Raw genomic sequence first — 15,320 nt, forward strand, 5'->3', positions numbered from 1 at the left:
CGCGAGAGCCGCGCCCCCTGTCCTGAGCGAGGGCAGTCGGCACGCCGCCGCGCGCCTGCGAGGCGGACGGCGCCCCTCGGTTCCGGGCTCTTGCCCGGGCCTCAGACGCGCCGGGTCGTCGTGCCTCCGGGGGACAGCGCCGTGCGCAGCTGCCGGCGCCCGGAGATCCCGAGCTTGGTGAAGACGTTGCCGAGGTGCCATTCCACCGTGCGCGGACTGATGAACAGCTGGGCGGCGATCTCGGAGTTGGTCCGCCCCTCCACGGCCAGGGCCGCGATCTGGGCCTCCTGGCCGGTCAGGCGGTCCGCCGTGTCGGGCGTCCGCTTGCGTACCGTCTCCCCGGTCGCCAGCAGCTCACGGTAGGCGCGCCCGGCGAACCCGTCCGCCTTGAGCCGGCTGAACACCTCGTGGGCGGCGCGCAGTTGGGTACGGGCCTCCTGGCGGCGGTTCCGGCGCCGCAGCCACTCGCCGTACAGCAGGCGGGCGCGGGCCAGGTGGACGGCGATGCGGCAGCGGCCGAGGTGCTCGATCGCCTCCCGGTAGAACGCGTCGGCGGCGTGGTCGTCCTCGCACAGCAGCGCGCGGGCACAGGCATCCATGCCCCGCGCCCACTCCGTGCCGCTGGCGCGGGTGCGTTCGGTGAGCCGGTCCAGCGCGGTGGCGGCCGCCTCGGGCCGGCCGCCGCGGGCGGCCGCCTCGATCAGTTCGAACAGCGTCCAGCCGAGGAAGCCCAGGTCCTCGTAGCGGCACGCGCGCTCCGCCGCCTCCAGCGCGGCGTCGTAGCGGCCCAGGCCGTTGTAGAGCACGGCGGTCGAGCACTCGGCGAGGCTGAGTGCGCGCCCCTCGCCACGCTCGCCCACCTCCCTGATGTGGTGCTCGATCAGCTCCAGGGCGCGGGACTCCTGCCCCCGCCAGGCGGCGAGCAGCATGGGGGTGTACATCATCGGCGCGCTGCCGGTCGCCTCCGAGATCGCGGTCGCCTCATCGATCAGGGCCTGCGCGGTGCCGAACTCCCCGGCGTGCACGTGGAAGCAGGCCTGGTAGCTGAGCGCCATCGGCAGGACGGCGAGCGCACCGCCCGCGCGGGCGACGCACACCGCGCCGGACGCAAGTTCGTGCCACGCGTCGTCGTCCCACAGCTCCAGCGCGAGGGGTTCGGGCGTCACGGGGCAGGCCAGCCAGAGCCACATCCGGGAGTCGTCCGCGCGGACGGCGCCGGAACGCAGTTCCCGGCGGACCCGGCCGAGCGCGTCCCTGAGGGTGTCCACGCTCGCCGCGTAACCGTCGAGGACGAGGGCCGCCACGCTGTCCAGGAGTACGTCGAGGGTCCGCGGGACCGGGGGCGCGGGCGCCCTGCGGGCCTCTTCCGCGACCTCGCGCAGCCCCGGCCCATCGCTGAGGCCGCCCGCGAAGATCGCCGCGCCGACCGCCTCCAGCAGGGTCTCCCGGGCCAGGGCGGTGTCGAGCGGTGCCATCCGGTGCGCCGCGTCGAGCAGCAGCCGGGGCGCGACGCTCCCGCGTACCTGCAAGAACTCCAGGCGGGCCCGCAGCCGTTCCAGCCGGGCCCGCTGGAGTCCGTCGAGCGGGCAGGACTCGGCGGTCGCCAGCAGGGCGCGGGCCCGGTCCACTCCACCGGCGTCGATGGCTGCCTGGGCGGCGGCCACCGCACGGCCGGCCCGGCGGGCGGGATCGGGGGTCAGATCGGCCGCCTGACGCAGGAACGCCGCGGCGGCGGCCGCCCCGCCCCGGCCCTGCGCCCGGCACGCCGAACGTTCCAGATCGGAGGCGACGCTCTCGTCGGGCCGCGCGGCGGCGTGGGCCCGGTGCCATGCCCGGCGATCGGGATCCAGACCGGGATCGGTGGCCTCCGCCAGCGCGTGGTGTGCCGCCCGGCGCTCCGGCGCCGGTGTCCGCTGGTAGACGGCCGAACGTGCCAGGGGGTGGGGGAAGCGCACCGTGGCGCCGAACTCGACCAGCTCCGCAGCCTCCGCCGGCCCCGCGGCCTCCGCGGCTATCCCCTGCGCGGCGGCCGCCCGCCACAGCAGTTCCACGTCGCCGGTGGGCTCCGCCGCGGCGGTCAGCAGCAGCCGGCGGCTGTCCCGCGGCAGCGACAGGAACCGCTGGTGGAAGGCCCGCTCCACGTGACCCGCCGCCGGACGCCTGCCGGGGAGCCAGAAACCGCCCGCCAGCTCGGACGCGCTGAGCGTGCTCGGCAGGTGCAGCAGGACCATCGGGTTGCCGTGGGCCTCGGCGACGATCCGGTCCCGCACCAGCGGGTCGAGCGGTACGCGGACCGCGAAGTCCAGCAGGGCGCGCGCGTCGGGTTCGCTGAGGCCCTCCACGGTCAGCGCGGGGAGTCCGGCCAGCCCCGGATCGTCGTCGGGCTCACGTACGGCCAGGACCAGGGCCACCGGTTCGGCCATCAACCGCCTGGCGACGAAGGCCAGCACCTGCCGGGATCCGGCGTCGAGCCACTGCGCGTCGTCGACGAAGCACGCCAGCGGCTGCCGCTCCGCGGCGCCCGCCAGCAGGCTCAGTGCCGCCAGGCCCACCAGGAACCGGTTCGGGGCCGGGCCCTCCCGCAGCCCGAACGCGACGGACAGGGCGTCCCGCTGCGGTCCGGGCAGTCCGTCGAGCCGGTCCAGCAGGGGAGCGCACAACTGGTGGAGGCTGGCGAACGGCAGCTCCATCTCCGCCTCGACGCCCGCGATGGCCGCGGTGCAGAAGCCGGTGGCCCGGGCGGCCGCGTTCTGCAGGAGGGCGGTCTTGCCGATGCCCGGCTCTCCGCGGACGACCAGCACCGCGCTGCTGCCCGCCCGTGCCGTGGCGAGCACGCGTTCCAGCGCGGCCAGCTCCCGCTCCCGGCCCCGCAGCCCGAGCCGTGCGTCGATGGCGGGCACACCCATGGGTCGATCTTCCTGATCTCCAGCCTGACCCGGTCATTTTAGTTCATTCATGCGATTTGGGTGGCTTTCGGGGTGTCGTCCACCCCCGGGCCGCGCCCTGCCCAGGGGTGCGGCCCCGGGGTGGAGCCCGGGCGATCCCCGGGGTTTTCCCTGGGGCGATGCCCGCCCCTTTCAGGCGATTTTGGGTGAGCCGGCGACGCAGGGTCGCCGCATATGACGAGGAGACTTAGATGTCCTTCACTCCGCAGAACCCGGAGATCCGTCCGTTCACGTTCGAGTTCTCCGATGCGGACCTCGCGGACCTGCGCGCACGCATCGAGGCGACGCGCTTCCCCGAGAAGGAGACCGTCGGTGACCAGTCGCAGGGCACCCAGCTCGCCACGATCAAGGAGCTCGCCCGGTACTGGGCCAAGGAGTACGACTGGCGCAAGGTCGAGGCGAGGCTGAAGGCCCTGCCGCACTTCATCACCGAGATCGACGGGCTGGACATCCACTTCATCCACGTGCGCTCGAAGCACGAGGACGCGCTGCCGGTGATCGTGACGCACGGCTGGCCGGGCTCGATCGTCGAGCAGCTGAAGATCGTCGAGCCGCTCACCGACCCGACGGCGCACGGCGGTGACGCCTCCGACGCCTTCCACCTGGTGATCCCCTCGATGCCGGGCTACGGCTTCTCCGGCAAGCCCACCGCCAAGGGCTGGGGCCCGGAGCGCATAGCCGCCGCCTGGGGCGAGCTGATGAAGCGCCTGGGCTACACCAAGTACGTCGCGCAGGGCGGCGACTGGGGTGCGGTCGTCACGGACCTCATGGGCGTGCAGGAGCCCGAGGGCCTGGTCGGCATCCACACCAACATGCCGAAGGTGATCCCGCCCGCCATCGAGGAGGCGATCGTGGCCGGCAACCCGCTGCCGTCGGACGTCGTCCTCGCCAACGACGAGGAGAAGGCCGCGGTCGAGCAGCTCGACTTCGTCTACCGGCACGTGTACTACGCCTACATCATGGGCTCCCGCCCGCAGTCGCTGACGGCCCTGGCGGACTCCCCGGTGGGCCTGGCGGCCTTCATGCTCGACCACGACAAGGCCAGCCTGGAGCTGATCACCCGCTCCTTCAACGGCGTGAGCGAGGGCCTGACCCGCGACGACGTCCTGGACAACATCACGCTGTTCTGGCTGACGAACACCGCGATCTCCGCGGCGCGTCTGTACGGGGAGAACACGACGCCGTTCTTCGGCGCGAAGGGCGTCAAGCTCCCCGTCGCCGTGAGCGTCTTCCCCGACGAGCTCTACCAGGCTCCCAGGAGCTGGGCGGAGCATGCCTACCCGAACCTCGTCCACTACAACCGGCTCCCCAAGGGCGGTCACTTCGCCGCCTGGGAGCAGCCGGAGCTGTTCGTGAGCGAGGTCCGTACGGGCTTCCGCCCGATGCGCTAGTCATCCCCGGGTTGCGGAATCCCGCCGTCCTCGCGGACGGTGGGATTCCGGGCCCATGAACGAGGAGGTGCCGCCATGGACGTCCCGACCCTGGCCGGGCTCCTGCACGAGGCCGAGGAGCACCACGGCGCGTACGAGGCGGCCGCACCGGAGCACCACTGGTGGGACTGGTACGCCGCCTACCTGTTCGCCCGCGAGCAGGGGCGCACCCCCGACGAGGCCGCCCGCGAGGCCGCGGCCCACATGGAAGCGCTGCTGAAGTAGGGCACGCCGGGGCGGGCACGACGTCGTCGCGCCCGCCCCGGCGGTTCATGGGGTCAGCGCCGCGGCCCAGTCCCGGAACCACTCCCGGGGTCGCAGGCCGGCGATGCCTTGCCGCCCGGAGACCCAGGTGGGTGTGCCGCGGACGCCGTACCGCGAGGCGAGCGACCTCGACGCGGCCAGCGCGTCGGTCATCGCCGAGGAACGCCATGCGGCGCGCAGTCCGTCCGCGTTGCCGCCGGCCTTCCCGGCGAGGGAGACCAGCAGGTCCTCGGACTCGATGTCGAGGCCGTCGGCGAAGTAGGCCGCGAAGACGGCGGCGGTCGGCGGCCTCCGGATCGGTCGCGGCGAGCCACTCGTGGGCCGCCAGGGCCGGGCGCGAGTGGCCGATGCGGTCCGGCCACCGCAGCGGCAGGCCCGCGGCCTCGGCCTCCGGGCCAGGAACGAGTAACCGGGGCCGGTCCGCGGACCGGCCGGGATGCCGCCGGGGCCGATCCGGGGGTGGATCCACAGCGCGTGCCCGACCACGTGGATCCCGTGCTCGCGCAGGATCCGCGTGCGGTCCTGGGCGACGTAGCAGTAGGGGCAGATGAAGTCGAACCAGTGCTCGGCGGTCGCGATGCGCGGCGGCGAGCCGGTCCCGAGGGCTGAGGTGACGGACATCCGGTGCTCCTCACTGGGGTCCAGCAAGTTCCGTTACGATGAGTTTTTGTAACGTAATTCGCCTCGGAGTTCTTCCCGCCCCCGGCCCCCGGGCACGTGCGGAGCGAGGGCTCAGGAGGCGACGAGCGCGCGCAGTGCCGTCGCGACGAGCTCCGGGTCCTCCTCCGCCATGAAGTGGCCGCAGCCGACCGTGGTGTGCGTCAGGCCGGGGGCCCAGGCCTCCCAGACGGCGCGGGCGTCGTAGCCGAGGGCGGCGCCCCAGTCCTGCTGGAGGACCGCGACCGGCATCCGGAGCCGCCGGCCCGCGGCCCGGTCGGCGCGGTCGTGGTCGGCGTCGATCGTCGCCGAGGCGCGGTAGTCGGCCACGATCGAGGGGACGGCCGCGCGGCACGCGTCCAGGTACGCGGCGCGCACCTCGGGCGGGACGGCACCCGGAAAGCGGTTCCACGCGTCGAGGAAGTGCCCGAAGAACGCGTCCGGAGCAGCGGCGATCATCTGCTCGGGCAGCCCCGGGGGCTGGGCCATCAGGTACAGGTGGAAGGCGACGGCCGCGTCGGCGCCGTGCAGGACGTCCCACATGTCGAGGGTCGGCAGGACGTCGAGACAGGCCAGCCGGCTGACCGCGTCGGGATGGTCGAGCCCGGCCCGGAAGGCGACCAGGGCGCCGCGGTCGTGGCCGGCGAGCGCGAAGCGGTCATGGCCGAGCGCGCGGGCCAGCGCGACGACGTCCGCGGCCATGGTGCGCTTGGCGTACGTGGCGGGCCCCACGGCCGCCGGTTTGTCACTGGCACCGTAACCCCGCAGGTCGGGGCAGATCACGGTGTGGTCGGCGGCCAGGTCGGCGGCGACGTGGCGCCACATGAGATGAGTCTGCGGGAAGCCGTGCAGCAGCACGACGGGGCTGCCCGAGCCGCCGACGGCGACATTGAGGGCGACCTCGTCGGCGACGGGGACGCGGTGGTAGGTGAAGCCGGGGATGACCGGTGTCATGGTGCGTTGCTCTCGTTCCGCGGTGAGGGAGTGATGTGCCCGCCGGCGGCGGACGCTCCGAGCCTCCCGCCCGCGAATCAGCATCCGGTCAGCGCGTAGCGTGGCAGCGGGGAGGACGGCCGGAGAGGTGGGCAGCGTGCGGGTCGCGTTCGGTGTGCTCGGGCCGGTCGCCGCCTGGGACGGCGACGGCCGCGCGCTCGCGCTCAAGGGCCCGCGGCACCGGGAGGTGCTGGCGCGGCTGGTCGCGGCGCGCCGCCGCGTCGTACCCGTGAACCGCCTGGTGGCGGACCTGTGGGACGAGCCGCCGGCCGGTGCTGTGGGGTCCGTGCAGACCTTCGTCGGCGCGCTGCGCCGGGTGCTGGAACCGGAGCGGCCGCCGCGCGCCCCCGCCCGGTTGCTGGTCACCGCGGGCACCGGGTACGCGCTGCGGGCGGATCCGGAATCCGTGGACGCCTGGCGGTTCGAGGCCGCCATCGACGCCGCCGCGGCACTGCCGCCCGCGGCGGCGCTGACGCGGCTCGAAGTGGCGCTGGAACTGTGGCGCGGCCCCTCGTACGGGGAGTACGCCGACCGGGAGTGGGCCCGCGGCGAGCGTTCCCGACTCGCCGAACTGCGACTGCGGGCGGTGGAGCGGCGTGCCGAGGCACGGCTGGACCTCGGCATGGCCGCCGAGGCGGTGCCCGACCTGGACGCGCACCTGACCGAGCACCCGTGGCGGGAGGACGCCTGGCGGCTGCTGGCGCTCGCGCTGTACCGCTCGGGCCGCCAGGGGGACGCGCTCGCCGTGCTGCGCCGGGCCCGGACGATGCTGGCCCGGGGGCTGGGCCTCGACCCGGGATCTGCGCTGCGCCGCCTGGAGGCGGACATGCTCGCCCAGGACCCGCTCCTGGACCCGCCGTCGCCCGCGCCCGCCGGGCCGGTTGACACGGCCGCACGGGTGTGGGCCCGGGCGGCCGAGGCGTACGACCGCACGGTGGCTGCCGGGGCCCGTGCCCGCCTGGAGTCGACGGTCGGCCTCCTGCGCAATCTCGCGCTGACCGGGGGCGGCGGCCTGGCGGCCACCCGGGAGCACCGCCTGGCGGCCGTGGCCGCGGCGGAGGAGTCCGGCGACCCGGAGCTGACGGCCCGGGTGATCGGCGCCTACGACGTACCCGCGATCTGGACCCGCAGCGACGACCCGGAGCAGGCCCGCCGCATCGTCGCCGCCGCCGAGCGCACGCTGGCCGCCCTGCCCGCAGACGCCGCGCACGAGGCCGTGCGCTGCCGCCTGCTGGCCACGGTCGCGGTGGAGTCGCGGGGCATCCGCTCCCCGCGCGGACCGATGGCGGCGCGGCAGGCCGAGGAGGCGGCCCGCCGGCTCGACGACCCGGCGCTCCTGGCGTTCGCGCTCAACGGGGTGTTCATGCAGACGTGCACCCGGGCGGGCCTCGCGCCGCGGCGGGACACGGTCGGCGCGGAACTGGTGGCGCTGGCCCGGCGGCACGGCCTGACGACGTACGAGGTCCTCGGGCACCTGATCCGCCTCCAGGCCCGCGGCGCGCTCGCCGACTTCGCCTGGGCGGACGAGCACGCCGCGGCGGTCGACGTGCTGGCCGAGCGACACGAACTGCCCCTGGCGGGCGTGTTCACGCAGTGGTACCGGGCGCTGCGCACGGCCGCCTCCGGGGGCGGGCCACGGGCCGAGGCCGCCTACCGGGCCGCCGCCGCACGGCTGGAGGGCGCCGGGATGCCGGGTGTCGAACGTGGTTTGCTGCCGCTCGCGCTGCTCTGCCTCGACCTGGCCGACGGCACCCTCCCGGCGACACGGATCGCCGAACGCGTGGATCCGGCCGCGGACTGGGGGCCGTACCGGCCGTGGGCCGAACCCTTCCTCCTGCTGCGTGACGACCGCCGCGCCGAGGCCCTGGCGGTCCTCCGGGCCCTGCCCGAGCCGCCGCCCGATCTGCTCTACGAGGCGCTGTGCTGCCTGCAGTGCGTGCTCGCCGTCGAACTCGGCGACCGTGACCTCCTGGGGTCACTGCGGGCCCGCCTGCTGCCCGCCGCCGGCGAACTCGCGGGCGCCGGGAGCGGTCTGCTCACCGCGGGCCCGGTGGACCGCCACCTGGCCGCCGTCACCGCGGCCCTCGCCCGGTAGGCCCGGCGCCCGGGGTCCCTCAACGAGGAGGGGCCGGCACCCCGTGAGGTGCCGGCCCCTTACATCCCCGGTGGGTCAGAGGGGGAGGATGTTCTCGGCCTGCGGGCCCTTCTGGCCCTGCGTGACGTCGAAGCTCACCTTCTGGCCCTCCTGGAGCTCACGGAAGCCCTGGGTGGCGATGTTGGAGTAGTGGGCGAAGACGTCGGCGCCGCCGCCGTCCTGCTCGATGAAACCGAAGCCCTTTTCCGAGTTGAACCACTTCACGGTGCCGGTCGCCATGGGAATCTCCTTTGGGAGCAGTACACGAAGGCCGCACTTTGCGGACTTCCGTCGCCGCAATGACCCCTCCGGAAGGACCGGAAAACAAAAAATGCACCTGACGGTTACATCCCGGCAGGTGCACAAGAAGTTCATGGGTACCAAAACTGCAACGCGAAGAACCTAGCACATGCGGGGCCGCACGGCGGGAGGCCGGACCCGCCACGCGTCGGTGGCGGACCCGGCCCCGCGGTCCCCGGTCAGTAGGTGAATCGCTGAAGCCCGTTGGCCCAGGGGTTCACCAGGTAGACCGTGCGTGTGGCGGGGTCGACGAACAGGCCGCGTCGGCTGGTGAAGTCGAAGTTGGACGTGCTGAGCGTGGAGTTGACGAGGTTGGCGACGGGGTGCCGGGCGAGCACCTCGCCGGTGCCGGGGTCGAGGACGGTGATCTCACTGAGGGCGTTGTTGTCGCCGGTGGTGGCCTCCTCGTAGAGGTGGGCGACGAGGGCGACGTGGTTGCGGGTGTCGAGCACCGGCCACATGACGCCCCGGGTGCCCAGGTCGGCCGGCGCGGAGGTGGCCAGGGACTTCTGGTCGGCCGAGCGCCAGGTGCTGGTGGGGAACTCACCGGTGGTGTAGCTCGGGGTGGCGGGTCCCGCCGTGACCTACACCCGGTCGCCCTTGCCGTCGGGCAGCAGCCCGGCGGTGCAGGCCGGCATGGTGGTCAGCGGCGACACCGTGGCGGTGGTGGGGTCGACCGAAACGGCCCAGTAGGGAACGCGCCCGGACAGGCAGGGCCCCATGGTGCCGCCGGTGGCGGCGAAGAAGGTGCCGGTCGAGGTGTCGACGGAGACGCTGTTGAAGGTGCGCCCCGGGTTGTCGGGGTTGAGCGGGATCGGCGCGGAGACCTCGCCGGTGGACATGTCGACGGTCCACAGCGAGGCCACTCCCGAGACCCCGTCGAAGGTCGTCACGGCCGCCCGGTGGCGGGCCGGGTCGACGATCCCGCCCTGGAAGTAGAGTGACGTCGAGCCGGTGCCCGGGTCGAGCGCGCTGAGCCTGACGCGTTCACCGGTCGCGGTGTCGCGCAGGTCGACCTCGGGGAGCACGCCGCCGTCGAACGGCCGGTGGGCGACGAGGGTGTGCCCCGAGCCGGGGTCGGCCCCCAGCACCATCTGCATCATCGAGTTCCCGGTCTCGTGGGACACCGTGGTGCCGAGGGTGCCCTCGGAGAGCGAGTACGTGGTGGTGGCCGAGCCCTCCAGGTGGATCCAGCCGTCGTCGCCCTCGGCGAAGTCGTCGGTGGCGATCAGCGCCTTGCCGTCGCTGACCTCGAAGTTCTCCAGGGTGCCGGAGACCGTGTCGCCGTCCAGGTACTGCACGAACGACGTGGGCGAGGCCTGCCCGATCGGCTTGCCGGCGCGGGTGGGCAGGATCCGGACCGGGTACTGCAGACCGGTGGGGAGGCCGAGGGCCCTGAGGTCGAGCACCGTCCGTCCCTTCACCGACGGCAGGGGCCGGAAGAGGGTGGAGGCGTGGTCGACGCCGTTGTCGTCGCGGCCGCTGCCGTTCTGGTTGGTGGCGGTGTTGAGCGCCCCGTACAGGGTGGGCGCCGGGGTGAGGAACTCGATGGCCGCGCCGTCGGCGTGCCGCACCGAGGAGGCGTCCCAGGAGACCGTCAGCCTAGGCTCCGGCCGGGACAGCTCAAGGGTGTGGGCCGTGGCGGACTTCCCCTGCCCCAGCAGCGGTGCCTGCGGCCGCTGGTCGGCGCCCGGCCCGACGCGCAGTGCGCGGAATTCCCCGAAGACCTGGCCGTCGTAGAGCGTGACGCCGATGCCGTACAGGCCGGCGCCACCCGGCTCGAAGGCGGAGGCGGGGATGGTCACCGTGCCCTTGGTGCCGGTGAGCGGGGTGCGCCACTGGGCACGCCACTTGTCGCTGGTGGTGAAGGGCGTCCAGTGACCGACCGAGGAGAGCACCAGCTCGGGAGCGGTCGCGTCCCGCAGGCCGGTGAGGTCGTAGTGCACGGTGACGGGCTTGCCCAGCGGGGACGAGCCCGGAGCGGTCGGGGCCTTCGGCTGCACATAGGTGCCGTCGGCCGCGCCGAGGGTCAGCCGCCGACCGGCCGAGGCCACCACCTTGCCCCCGGAGAGCGCCTCGAAGGTCACCTGCACGGTGCGCGGTTCGTCGGAGGCGAAGGGCAGTCCGGCGGCGGCCAGCAGCTCCCGCGGCAGGACCCGCAGGCTGGGACCGGCGGACGGGATCGTGCCGTGGTCGCCGACGCGCAGACGGTATGTCAGCTTCCGGTGTCCCCCGGTGAGGTCGAGGCCGAACGTGATGGGCGAGACCGCGTTCTGCCCCGACGGGTTGCCCCAGGCGTCCGCCGGGCCCGCCAGGTCGATGGCGGAGGGATCGGTGGCCTCGACGAAGGAGGTCGTCGGGCTCACCGACAGCAGCTGGCGCTCGGCGACGGAGAGCCGCACCGCCGCCGAGGTGAGGGAATGGCGCCTGGCGAGCACCTTCTCCACCGCCGCGGTCATGTCCAGCTGTGGCCCCATCCGCAGTTCCCGGTCGGCCTGCGGCGGCTGGGCGATCGGGCGGCCGGTGTCCACCAGCAGCTTCCTGACCTCCCGCGGGCTGAGCTTCTGCCCGGTCGCCTCGGCGGCCGCCAGGACGTTGGCCGCCGCGGCGGCGATCATCGGGGCCGAGGCCGAGGTGCCGCCGTTGAGCACCACGCCGGGTCCGTCCGGAGTGTGGATCAGCGAGGGCAGGTTGTCGCCCGGTGCGGCCAGGTCGATCCGGCTGCCGAACCCCGAGGAGTAGCCGGCGGACCCGTTGTAGCGGGTCGTCGGGTAGACGGCGGTCCGTACGTCGTCCGAGCTGAGGGTGTCGTCGACGGTGGTGCCCCCGGCCGCGATCACCCCGGTGTCACGGACCAGGGTGGGCGTGGTGGTGGGGGCGACGTCGTCGATGGAGGTCTGTGAACCGGGGCGCGACGTCACGTCGGTCGGGGTGCTGCCGCCGTCGGGACCGACGGACACCGGCAGGCCCAGGCGGGTGCCGTCGTTGGACGACACGACCACCACGATTCCCGAGTCCACGATGGAGCGCAGGGTGTCCCGGATCTCCGGGTCGTCCTCCAGCCACCGCGAGGGGAAGCCGATCGAGCCGTCCGTGCCGAAGCCGAGGCTCGCCGTGATGACGTCCGGCCGGGGCTTCTGGGCGGCCGCGGCCCGCAGCGCGGCCGCGATGCCCGTGGCCGAGGGCTCCTCGGGGACGACGAGGCGGTACTGCGCGCCGGGCGCGATGCCCAGAAGGTCGGTGGCGCCGCTCCCGGTGGCCTCCGGGCGCTGCCGGTCGTGCGGCAGCGGGGCCATCATGGAGAAGTCGAGCAGCACCTCGGCGAGGTTGGGGTCCTGTCCCTCGATGGCGCCGGCCGGGTCGAGGCGGCCGTTGTTGTCGCTGGTGTAGGTCGGTATGAGCGGCAGGGAGGGGAAGTCCAGGTAGCGCTTGCCGTCACGGAGCACCGTGGTGGGGCCGTTGAGGCGCACGTAATCGTCGCCCGCGTCGGCCATGCCCTGGTCGGTGAGGTCGCCGAGCGACACGTTGGTGACGACCTGGCCCTGACCGGGCAGCGCGTCGAGGTACCGGGCGGTGTCCCGGAAAGCACCCACGGCGTTGACGCCGCCCGCGTTGAGGTAGGACTGGAAGGACGTCGTGAGCCCCTCGTTGGCGGGCAGGTCCTCGGCGGCGGTGGAGGGGACGACGGTGCGGGCCGCGCTGCGGTCGCCGAGGCCGTCGATGGCCTCGCGGACCGCCTTCGGGAGCGGGACGGCACCGGAGTTCATGGTCCGGGGGCGTACCGCGGAGCGGGCGCCCGTCGACGCGCCCACGGCGTACGGCGTCAACGCGGCGGCGTCGGCCCGGCGCTGGAGGATCTCCGCGGACGGGGTCAGGGAGCCGCCGAACGCGCTGCGGCCCTTGGTAACGGCGACGGGGAAGGCCCGGATGGTGCCGTCCTTGCGGGTCAGGGTGCCCGACCCGTCGTCGGACCAGCGCAGCACCGAGCCGTCGGCGAGGGTGAGGGAGTGGGCCGCGGGGGCCCCGTGGGCCGCGGACCGGGACGCCGGGGCGTCCGGATCCGCGGCGTGGGCGACGGAAGGCGCGGCGATCGTGGACAACAGGGCGGCGAGCGCCGTCAAACGCGCTCGTCTGAAGCGGTGGGACATGCAACGCCCTTCGATGATCGGGAGAGGAACGTGCAGAGCGCCGACGGGACTTCGGGACGGACGGGCGGACGGAGCTCACCTTGACGGTGCCACGTCACGCGGGACAAGCTCCGGCAGCTGCGGGTTTGCGCAGTTGCCCACATGCGCGTGGCGCGGCACGGCCAGGCCGGGTGGTCACGCGCCGTCCCGCTCCGCGACGCGGACCAGGTGCACCGCCGTGCTGGCCCAGTCCCCGGACGGCAGATCGAGCGCGAGCCCGTAGCCGCCGAGCACGGCGGCGTGGTGCACGTTCCCGGTGCGCGTGTCCCGGTAGCGGGCCCCGGGTGTGAGGCCGCCCAGCCGCACCGGTCCCCGCGGGCCGCCGTGCCGCTGGACGCGCTGCCAGGCGAGCAGCAGCGCCTCGCTCCCGTCGTGCGCGGCGTACTCCACCACGGTGGGGCCCTCGTCCGCGGGACCGCGCAGCCGGTGCAGCTCGCCGTGCTGGACGAGGTGGCGGACCCGCTTGTACTGGGCCACCAGCCCGGCGCCTTCGGCCAGTTCCTCCTCGGACCAGCGGGTGAGGTCACCGCCGATGCCGAGCAGCCCCGCCATCGCGACGTGGAAGCGGAAGCGCAGCGGCACCGTGCGGTGCGTCAGCTGGTTCGGCACGTCGGTCACCCAGGCGGCCATGGTGCGAGCGGGGTAGACCTGGCCGTAGCCGTGCTGGATCGCCACGCGGTCGGCGGCGTCGGTGTTGTCCGAGGGCCACGCCTGGTCGGTACGGGAGAGGATGCCGAGGTCCACCCGGCCCCCGCCGCCGCTGCAGGACTCGATCCGCAGCCGCGGGTGGTCGGCGCGGAGCCGGTCGATCACCCCGTAGAGGTTGTGCACATAGCCCGTCCACAGCCGGTCGGCCCCGTCGTCACGGCCGGGCCAGCCTGCCTCGCTGAAGGCGCGGTTCATGTCCCACTTGAGGAAGTCGACACCGTTGGCGGCGACGAGCCGGGTGAGCCAGCCGTACGCCCAGTCGGCGACGTCCTGCCGCGCGAAGTTGAGGACCAGCTGGTTGCGCAACTCGGTCCTGGCGCGGTGCGGGACGTGCAGCACCCAGTCCGGGTGCTCGCGGTACAGGTGGCTGTCGGGGTTGACCATCTCCGGCTCGACCCAGAGGCCGAAGCGCATCCCGAGCCGGTGCACCTCGTCGGCGAGGGGGCCGAGCCCTGCGGGGAAGCGGTCGGCGGCCGGGGTCCAGTCGCCGAGTCCGGCACGGTCGTCGCGCCGTGCCCCGAACCACCCGTCGTCGACGACGTAGAGCTCCACGCCGAGCGCGGCGGCACGGGCGGCGAGCGCCATCTGGCCGGGCTCGTCGACGTCGAAGCCGGTGGCCTCCCAGGAGTTGTAGAGCACCGGCGCGATCTCCCGCGGGTGCGGCAGGACATGGGCCAGGGTGTGGGCGTGCCAGGCGCGGCTGGCGGCACCGAAGCCCCCGTCGGTGCACACGGCGGCGAAGCCCGGAGTGGTGAACTCCTCGCCCGGGGCGAGCGGCACGCTCGTCCCGTCGTGCCCGGCGCCACCGGTGAAGCCGGCCCGCCCGTCGGGAGTGCGCTGCGCGGTGATCCGCCAACTGCCGCTCCAGGCGAGCGCGGCGCTCCACACCCGGCCGTGGGTCTCGGTGGCGTCGCCCGCGTCGAGCATCACCCAGGGGTTGGCGTGGTGGCTGGTGATGCCGCGGCGGCTGGTCAGCACGGTCTCGCCGTACGGCAGCCGTTCCCGCCGCAGTTGGCTCTCCGCCGACCACTGGCCGGTGACATGGCTGAGCCGGTAGTCGGGCAGGGGCGGCAGGGTCCAGGCCGCGGAATCGGCGCGGAGCACGGTGAGTTTCCGCTCGCCCGCGTTGCGCAGGACGGTGTGCCGCTCGATGACATCGCTGTCGTCGTGCACACGGTAGCGGAGGGTGACCTCCAGCGGGTGGACGCGGTCGCGGAACCGAAGCGACAGCTCGCTCACACCAGGCGCCGGCTCCCGCACGTCATGCCCCGTCGGCAGCCACTCGAAGGCCCGGGTCCCGTCGGCGAAGCGGACCTGGAGCGACGGCGGCCCGAAGCGCGCTCCGCCGTCGACGGGGAGCTCCTCGCCCACGGGGGACCGGCCCTCGAAGCTGCTCGCGTCCGGCCCCGGGGGGACGGCGAGTTCCGCCGCCTCCTCGAGGGTCAGCCGCGGGCCCCAGGCGACGTGGCAGGGCGCACCGGTCGCGTCGATGTGCAGCGCGTACGACGTGCGCGGGGTGCTCAGCAGCCAGATCCCGGTGTCCGGGGCATGGGAGATCACGGGCATGGGTCCTCACGTTCAGTGGCGCCGGGAGACAGGCGGCAGCCAATCCTTACCTTGGATCAGATGTCAACACCCACCAGGATTTGGCGTTTGCAAGTTGACAGACCCTCACAGGGACAACTTCCCAGGATCCTTGCTT

The 15,320-nt window shown here is 73.9% G+C and carries 10 protein-coding genes; 3 read left to right on the forward strand and 7 right to left on the reverse strand.

The window, feature by feature from the left end; all coding sequences use genetic code 11:
* Positions 1 to 101: 101 nt before the first annotated feature.
* Positions 102 to 2,906: an AAA family ATPase gene (locus ACRWNP_RS17365; RefSeq protein WP_431962217.1), complete on the reverse strand. Its 2,805-nt coding sequence runs from the start codon at positions 2,904 to 2,906 to the stop codon at positions 102 to 104.
* A 230-nt stretch (positions 2,907 to 3,136) separates the two neighbouring features.
* Here ACRWNP_RS17365 and ACRWNP_RS17370 point away from each other — a divergent pair, with 230 nt between their 5' ends.
* Positions 3,137 to 4,336, forward strand: a complete 1,200-nt coding sequence (locus ACRWNP_RS17370) for an epoxide hydrolase family protein (protein WP_431962219.1) — start codon at positions 3,137 to 3,139, stop codon at positions 4,334 to 4,336.
* Positions 4,337 to 4,411: 75 nt separating this feature from the next.
* A complete protein-coding gene (locus tag ACRWNP_RS17375; protein ID WP_431962221.1) occupies positions 4,412 to 4,600 on the forward strand; it encodes a bleomycin resistance protein in 189 nt (62 codons plus the stop codon).
* 45 nt (positions 4,601 to 4,645) lie between these two features.
* Here the strand turns inward: ACRWNP_RS17375 and ACRWNP_RS17380 are convergent, their stop codons facing one another.
* Positions 4,646 to 5,260 (reverse strand): DsbA family oxidoreductase, encoded by a 615-nt coding sequence (locus ACRWNP_RS17380; protein WP_431962223.1) that lies wholly within the window; start codon positions 5,258 to 5,260, stop codon positions 4,646 to 4,648.
* 111 nt (positions 5,261 to 5,371) lie between these two features.
* Positions 5,372 to 6,250 carry an alpha/beta fold hydrolase gene (locus ACRWNP_RS17385; protein ID WP_431962225.1) on the reverse strand — a complete coding sequence of 293 codons (879 nt, stop codon included), beginning with the start codon at positions 6,248 to 6,250 and terminating at the stop codon, positions 5,372 to 5,374.
* Positions 6,251 to 6,386: 136 nt separating this feature from the next.
* Between ACRWNP_RS17385 and ACRWNP_RS17390 the strand changes: the two genes are divergently transcribed.
* Positions 6,387 to 8,384 carry a BTAD domain-containing putative transcriptional regulator gene (locus ACRWNP_RS17390; RefSeq protein WP_431962227.1) on the forward strand — a complete coding sequence of 666 codons (1,998 nt, stop codon included), beginning with the start codon at positions 6,387 to 6,389 and terminating at the stop codon, positions 8,382 to 8,384.
* 75 nt (positions 8,385 to 8,459) lie between these two features.
* Here ACRWNP_RS17390 and ACRWNP_RS17395 read toward each other — a convergent pair whose 3' ends face one another.
* From ACRWNP_RS17395 to ACRWNP_RS17410, 4 genes are all read right to left on the reverse strand, one after another.
* Entirely contained in the window at positions 8,460 to 8,663 is a 204-nt protein-coding gene (locus ACRWNP_RS17395) for a cold-shock protein (RefSeq protein WP_431962229.1), read from the reverse strand.
* A 239-nt stretch (positions 8,664 to 8,902) separates the two neighbouring features.
* The gene (locus ACRWNP_RS17400; RefSeq protein WP_431962231.1) at positions 8,903 to 9,175 is read right to left on the reverse strand and encodes a hypothetical protein; all 273 of its coding nucleotides are present in this window, start codon (positions 9,173 to 9,175) and stop codon (positions 8,903 to 8,905) included.
* Positions 9,176 to 9,307: 132 nt separating this feature from the next.
* Positions 9,308 to 12,844, reverse strand: coding sequence for a S8 family serine peptidase (locus ACRWNP_RS17405; RefSeq protein WP_431962233.1), 3,537 nt, complete (start codon positions 12,842 to 12,844; stop codon positions 9,308 to 9,310).
* 201 nt (positions 12,845 to 13,045) lie between these two features.
* On the reverse strand, positions 13,046 to 15,184 hold the full coding sequence (locus tag ACRWNP_RS17410; RefSeq protein ID WP_431962235.1) for an alpha-galactosidase: 2,139 nt from the start codon (positions 15,182 to 15,184) through the stop codon (positions 13,046 to 13,048).
* Between the last annotated feature and the right edge of the window lie 136 nt (positions 15,185 to 15,320).

It is taken from the genome of Actinacidiphila sp. bgisy160 (assembly GCF_965342435.1).
Classification (GTDB): domain Bacteria; phylum Actinomycetota; class Actinomycetes; order Streptomycetales; family Streptomycetaceae; genus Actinacidiphila.

What these genes read in the sequence shown, in the direction of transcription:
- ACRWNP_RS17375 (WP_431962221.1), top strand. Translation starts at nt 4,412, where the DNA reads ATGGACGTCCCGACCCTGGCCGGGCTCCTGCACGAGGCCGAGGAGCAC.
- ACRWNP_RS17365 (WP_431962217.1), bottom strand. Translation starts at nt 2,906, where the DNA reads ATGGGTGTGCCCGCCATCGACGCACGGCTCGGGCTGCGGGGCCGGGAG.
- ACRWNP_RS17410 (WP_431962235.1), bottom strand. Translation starts at nt 15,184, where the DNA reads ATGCCCGTGATCTCCCATGCCCCGGACACCGGGATCTGGCTGCTGAGC.
- ACRWNP_RS17380 (WP_431962223.1), bottom strand. Translation starts at nt 5,260, where the DNA reads ATGTCCGTCACCTCAGCCCTCGGGACCGGCTCGCCGCCGCGCATCGCG.
- ACRWNP_RS17370 (WP_431962219.1), top strand. Translation starts at nt 3,137, where the DNA reads ATGTCCTTCACTCCGCAGAACCCGGAGATCCGTCCGTTCACGTTCGAG.
- ACRWNP_RS17385 (WP_431962225.1), bottom strand. Translation starts at nt 6,250, where the DNA reads ATGACACCGGTCATCCCCGGCTTCACCTACCACCGCGTCCCCGTCGCC.
- ACRWNP_RS17395 (WP_431962229.1), bottom strand. Translation starts at nt 8,663, where the DNA reads ATGGCGACCGGCACCGTGAAGTGGTTCAACTCGGAAAAGGGCTTCGGT.